Source organism: Candidatus Zixiibacteriota bacterium (genome assembly GCA_018820315.1).
Lineage (GTDB): Bacteria > Zixibacteria > MSB-5A5 > JAABVY01 > JAHJOQ01 > JAHJOQ01.
In genome coordinates this window covers 1-5856 of the sequence record JAHJOQ010000126.1, presented here as the reverse complement: position 1 = coordinate 5856, position 5856 = coordinate 1, and the positions used below count along the sequence as shown (strand labels likewise).

8 protein-coding genes are annotated in these 5856 nt (G+C 51.4%); 3 read left to right on the top strand and 5 right to left on the bottom strand.

Features of this window, described 5'->3' with window-relative positions:
- From KKH67_12630 to KKH67_12620, 3 genes are all read right to left on the bottom strand, one after another.
- Positions 1-398 (bottom strand): YigZ family protein (locus KKH67_12630; protein MBU1320025.1); only part of this gene is annotated, 398 nt, incomplete at its 3' end.
- A 55-nt stretch (positions 399-453) separates the two neighbouring features.
- On the bottom strand, positions 454-696 hold the full coding sequence (locus KKH67_12625; GenBank protein ID MBU1320024.1) for a hypothetical protein: 243 nt from the start codon (positions 694-696) through the stop codon (positions 454-456).
- A gap of 1 nt (position 697) precedes the next feature.
- Positions 698-1606, bottom strand: a complete 909-nt coding sequence (locus tag KKH67_12620) for a DNA-processing protein DprA (protein ID MBU1320023.1) — start codon at positions 1604-1606, stop codon at positions 698-700.
- A 156-nt stretch (positions 1607-1762) separates the two neighbouring features.
- On the opposite strand from KKH67_12620, the gene KKH67_12615 reads away from it, so the two are divergent.
- Positions 1763-2761 carry a 50S ribosome-binding GTPase gene (locus KKH67_12615; GenBank protein ID MBU1320022.1) on the top strand — a complete coding sequence of 333 codons (999 nt, stop codon included), beginning with the start codon at positions 1763-1765 and terminating at the stop codon, positions 2759-2761.
- 77 nt (positions 2762-2838) lie between these two features.
- Entirely contained in the window at positions 2839-3225 is a 387-nt protein-coding gene (locus KKH67_12610; protein ID MBU1320021.1) for a hypothetical protein, read from the top strand.
- 295 nt (positions 3226-3520) lie between these two features.
- On the opposite strand, the gene KKH67_12605 is transcribed toward KKH67_12610, so the two are convergent.
- Positions 3521-3814 (bottom strand): hypothetical protein, encoded by a 294-nt coding sequence (locus KKH67_12605; protein ID MBU1320020.1) that lies wholly within the window; start codon positions 3812-3814, stop codon positions 3521-3523.
- A gap of 315 nt (positions 3815-4129) precedes the next feature.
- Between KKH67_12605 and KKH67_12600 the strand changes: the two genes are divergently transcribed.
- Complete coding sequence (locus KKH67_12600; protein ID MBU1320019.1) at positions 4130-5110, top strand: ornithine cyclodeaminase family protein; 981 nt, start codon at positions 4130-4132, stop codon at positions 5108-5110.
- A 6-nt stretch (positions 5111-5116) separates the two neighbouring features.
- Here the strand turns inward: KKH67_12600 and selD are convergent.
- A partial coding sequence (gene selD, locus KKH67_12595) for a selenide, water dikinase SelD (GenBank protein MBU1320018.1) occupies positions 5117-5856 on the bottom strand: 740 nt, incomplete at its 5' end.

Below are 5856 nucleotides of genomic sequence, written 5' to 3'. Positions count from 1 at the left end.
TGATGTTCGAAGACAAACTTCAGCCGTTTCGTGATGTACCTGGACATGATGCCGGCGCATTCGATCACAGCCAGTGCAGCATCACGATAGGCGCGACTCAACCCGCCCGTGCCGAGCTTGATTCCGCCATAATATCGGGTGACGACTATAGTCGTATCGATCAGATCATACTTGTCAAGTGCATCGAGGATCGGTCGGCCTGCGGTGCCTGACGGTTCGCCGTTATCCGAACTTCTAAATACGGGTTCGTGGCCAAACCCGACTTTGTACGCATAGCAATTATGCGTAGCATCATGAAATTCCTTCGAAATTTCGGATACGAACCCGCTTGCATTTTCAAGGGTGGGCGTATAATCAATCGTCCCTATGAAGCGCGAACGCTTGATCTTGATTTCCATGCGGCTCCGTTTGGCCGTCGTTTTGTATGAGTCGGACAATTACTCCCTTGCGCGATCACTCCTCCGGTTGGACGGAGGTGATGTATTGCTCGATCAGCCGCTCGAATCGCGACGTGTAGATCATGTCGTACTTGTCCATGTCGTCCGGGATGAGCTCTGCGGCTTTGATACGGGTCTCTGCGACAATTCTGTTAGCGGTATCTATGTTAAGCCCGCCGCTGGTGATCTCGTTGGCAGTTGCATCAACGAGTGTCTTGAGTGCGGTTATGCGTTCGTGGTCTTCATTCATGTCCTGCATTTCAACTCCCAATGCTGCTTTCAAGAATGGTTTCGATTTCTTCGAGGGTCTCGAATGCAACGGCATTGGCCGGAATCTTGATCCCTCGTTTCTTCTCATCTCCCTTCAGGAGATAGAAGAGGAGTTTTCCCTGCCGATCACACGCTTCGGCGGCTGATTGCACGCCCGACGAATCGGGGGAAAGCTCTACTACGATTGCGAAGTCGGAAAGACCGACAACGATACGATTGCGGGAAAGTAGCCTTCCCCTGCTCACGAAAGTATCGGGCTTGTATTCGCTTATCAGAGAACCCCTTTCGGCAATTTGCTTTGACAAAGTGAGATTCTCTTCCGGATAGATATTGTGAAACCCTGTTCCGAGTACGGCGTGAGTTATGCCTTCGTTCTTCAAAGCTCCTATGTGAGCAGCCGTATCTATGCCCTTTGCCAGTCCCGATATGATCCTACAGCCTTTCGTCGTGAGTATTGCACTGATATCGACCGCAGCCTGAATCCCCTCGGCGGTCGCTTCAGTTGTTCCTATGACACAAATCGAGGAACTGTCGTCATCCGGAAGAATCCCGCGATAGTAGAGAATCGGTGGGGGGTCGTCAAGACCGCGGAGTTTGACCGGATAGCCATCGTCGAGAAATGTGACGACACTCGTCCCCTCCTCTTGCAGGCGCTCAATCCGCTCAGACATCACCGGGATATTGACTCTTGATTCGAGAATCTTAATCGCCCGTTCTTGGGATATTTGTGGGATTTCAATCAGATCGTCAATCGTGGCATCATAAACGTTCTCCGGGGATCCAAACACCCATAGGAGCGACTGAAATGTTTTCGCTCCGACGCCGCCGGTTTCCCGCAACGCCATCACGACACTCGTGACGTAGATATCATTTCCTGTCTCTGCACTGCCGCTATTCATCATATAACTCCGTTATGAAGGTACGAGGGCAGCACATGCCTGTCAAGGCGATTTCGGAATTCGCGGCAAACAGACATGTATGGCGACAAAATGTGTCACCTATTCTATTATGAGTGATCTTCTTGACAATCAAGCTGTTGTGATTATTATTCTACTATGCCAGCAAATCTCACTCCGCAGTATAAAGAAGCGGAAGATCGCTTCAAGAAAGCCGACACCGACGACGAAAGGCTCGCCTGTCTCGAAGAGATGCTACGCGTCATCCCCAAGCACAAGGGGACAGAGAAAATGCGCGCAGATATCAAAACGAGAATGTCTAAGCTCAAAGTCAAGATAGAGGGGCCGAAAAAGACTTCAGGTGCATCAAGACAGGCGGCAGTCGATTATGTAGAAAAGCATGGCGCTGCGCAGATACTCCTGCTGGGACCGCCGAATTGCGGGAAATCAACACTACTGCACATCACGACCGGTGCCGAGCCCGAAGTCGCAGATTATCCATACACTACCCGCAAGGCACAACCCGGAATGATGCTATTCGAGACGGTGCAATTCGAGTTGGTCGATCTTCCGCCGATTGCTTCTGATTACTATGAAAACTGGATGACGAATATCATTCGCAATTCCGACGTGCTCCTTCTGATGGCTGATCTTGCGGCGGATGACATGCTCGAGGGGATAGACGCCGTTATAGCGAAGCTCGATGAGCTTAAGATGCATCTCACGAAGAAAGTGATTCCGGAGGAGTATATCGGATCGCAGTTCTGTAAACGTGCGGTTATCGCGGGGAATAAGTTCGATGTATCCGTGGCAAAAGAGAATCTCGTAGTTCTCGGAGAGTTATATGGCGAGCGGTTCGACATCATCCCGATATCATGCGTCGATGAAACGAACATCGCAAAACTACAGGCTCATATCTTCGATATTCTTCAGATAATGCGGGTCTATACCAAAACACCGGGGCACGATACCGATTTCAAGGATCCAATAGTCCTCCCCATTAATTCAACTGTCGAGGATGCCGCATTTGCGTTGCACAAAGATTTTGCGCACAAGCTTCAATTTGCCAAAGTCTGGGGTGAGGGGAAATTCGACGGCCAGCGAGTCACCTCGAAATACGTCCTCACCGACAAAGACATCGTCGAGTTTCATATATAGATGATATAGCATCACAGGCAAAGCGGCATTAGGCAATGCGAATGGAAATGATGGGTACGAGACAGACGGAGTGAGTAATGGGGAATAAGACAGACGAAAAAAGAAAATACCGGGCTACAGTGCATTACATTCAGGAAATGCCGCCACGGAAGATGTCTCATTTTACTGTAACCGAGTTTGCTGGATCACCGAAAGCTGCCATGGAGGGAGCGATTTGGCGCAGAAGGGAAGCTGATCCCGCAGATCGAGTTTACCCAGAGGATGTACAGGTGATTGTGGTCGTCGACATGGTGAACCGATCGGTGGATGTATTTCATCGTACTCTGGAAATCACACGTGATCCAAGGAGCGAGACACCGGAAAGGTGGGGAACGGCATTCGTTCCATTCAAATGGCAACCTTACAGGCTTCGGACCAAGCGATCAACTTCCAAACGAAGACCTGTGGATAAGGATCGTTTATGAGTCGCCGGTTGGTCTGGATTCCCGCCTGCCGAGCATCGCGAAGGACAGTCCTCATGCCGGTGAGGAGATCCTGACAATTGTCCACGGAAGCCGTAACGAAGAAATAGGCAGGATCGCTTCGGCACGCTTCGAGTGACTTCGGATCGCTGCCTATGATACTGGATTCCGGTCTTCACCGGAATGACGCGGGTGTGCCCGCGTCGAGAACCTTTACACCGCCGCAGGCGGTGTCATACCGATGCAAATCGGTATCCAGTTTGAGGTGGCAGGTTTCGGGGAAACCTGCCTGCCCTTGCTACAAGCCATAGTAAATCGGCTCGCCCATCTGCGAGAAGGAGAAATTGTGGAATACGTTGTGCCCGTTGTAGTCGAGTACGCGCAAATCTGAGGTCTGCTTGACATCGTTCATCACAGCCGCGTAATGCGCGCCGTATTTCTCCCTTACGAGATCGATAGATAGTTCGTAAGCTATAAACTTGTTGATGCCTTTCGCAGCAAGTTTGCTCGCAAACCCGGAATCGATGAATGATTCATAGGTTGTCAAAATCAGGATTGGACCGGTTCCGGTGAAGATTATTCCAGCTCTCATAGCTAATCCTCCTTCTACGGCTGAAGCATAGCAAGGCTCGTGTCTTCCCCATCGCCGTTCAATTGGGTGGACAGTGACACATTTGTGCTAAGGCCGGCATTCGCCATTCCCTTATCTTCGTTTTCGTCCTGGTCTGTCAAGCAAGAGATGTCATACTAGATCTGATGAGGCAAGTCAATGTCTCAACTGGAAAATAGCCGATACTCCCCGATTATGCAAGCGGATTTTGCGTGAGTCTGAAACAACATATCGCTTGCCAAATCGCCTTCATCATACTAATACTGAATCAAACGTACACATATCAGGGAGGATTCAATGCCGCTCTTGTTGACTAAGAATGACGTTATGCAGGTGCTCGAAATGTCTGACTGCATGATAGTTGTCGAGAAGGCGTTCGCCGAGCTTGCTAACGGCACAGCCGTGCTGCCTCTGCGCACAAGCATCACTCCGCCCGACGGGCTTTCACTCTATATGCCCGCATATCTCAAAGAACTCGGCGCGCTCGCGTGCAAAGTCGTCACCGTATACAAGAACAACCCATCCAAACACAAAATGCCGACGGTGATCGGCAAGGTGCTCGTGCAGGACCCCGCCACCGGCGATGTTATCTGCATTATGGATGGTGGATATCTGACAGCCGTCAGGACCGGTGCGGCGAGCGGCGTCGCCACGAAATATCTCGCACGAAAAGACAAAGGTCAGGTGGCCGGAATTTTCGGTGCCGGTGTGCAGGCCAAGATGCAGCTCTGGGCTGTGGCTGAAGCACGTGAACTCTCGAAAGCGCTGGTGTTTGATATTTCAAACGATGCCGTGAAGAATTTCGCAAACGAGATGGGCAGCAAACTCAATATTGATGTCGTCATAGCCAAGTCATCCGATCAGGTTCTTGCGGAATCGGATATCATCTGCGCTGCGACATCGTCGGCAACGCCGATTTTCGATGGGAGCAAAGTCCGCGATGGCGCACACATCAACGGCATCGGAAGTCACACTCCCAATGCGCGCGAACTCGACACGGTGATTGTCAAGCGTTCGAAGTTCATCGCCGATTCATTTGAAGCCTGCCTGAAAGAGGCGGGAGATATCATGATCCCGATTCAGGAGGGAGCGGTTGATAAGTCGCACATGGTTGCGGAGCTTGGCGAGATAGTGACCGGCAAGAAGCCCGCGCGATCGAACGACAGTGAGATCACGTTGTTCAAATCGAACGGTCTCGCGATCCAGGATGTCGCCGCGGCAAAGCTCGTCTATGATAAGGCGCTTGAGAAGGGTATAGGCCAGTCGGTAGACATATAGATCGGATTACTCGAAGACAATGCCGGCCGGACCGGGCGCGATCTCGCCGATGATCGTGGAGGCTGTATCGCAGCCAAGCAAATCTCGCGACAGGCTGGGAGCATCATCCGGATGCACAGCGATGAGCAGCCCGCCCGATGTCTGAGGATCATGCAGCACGTGAATCATCGAATCTCTGACTTTTCTTGCATAGGACACTTTTGATTCACAGAATTTGATGTTGTCTTTCCCGCCGCCTGTCAACTGTCCCTTCTCTGCAAGGTCGATTGCACCCCTGATTATCGGCACTTCCGCGGTGGTCAGCCGAATCGAGACATTCGACGCCTCCGCCATCTCGAGCGCATGCCCGACGAGTCCATAACCGGTGACATCGGTGACGGCTGAGCATCTATACTTCCGGGCGACATCGGCCGCATGCTTGTTCAGTGCTGCCATCTGCCTGACAACGAGATCAATCAGCTCTTTGTCGGCAATATTGTTCTTCATTGCCGTCGAAATGATCCCGGTTCCGAGTGGCTTGGTCAGAATGACCCCGTCGCCGATCCTGGCGCCGGCGTTCGTCTTTATTTCATCGATCTTGACCAGACCAGTCACAGCCAAACCATATTTCAACTCAGCATCTTTGATCGAATGCCCGCCTGCGATGACAGCTCCTGCTTCCGTGACTTTCTGATGTCCTCCGAGCAGAATCTGGTACATGATCTCAGTCGGCATCTTGCCATACGGGAAGCCGATTATATTGAGCG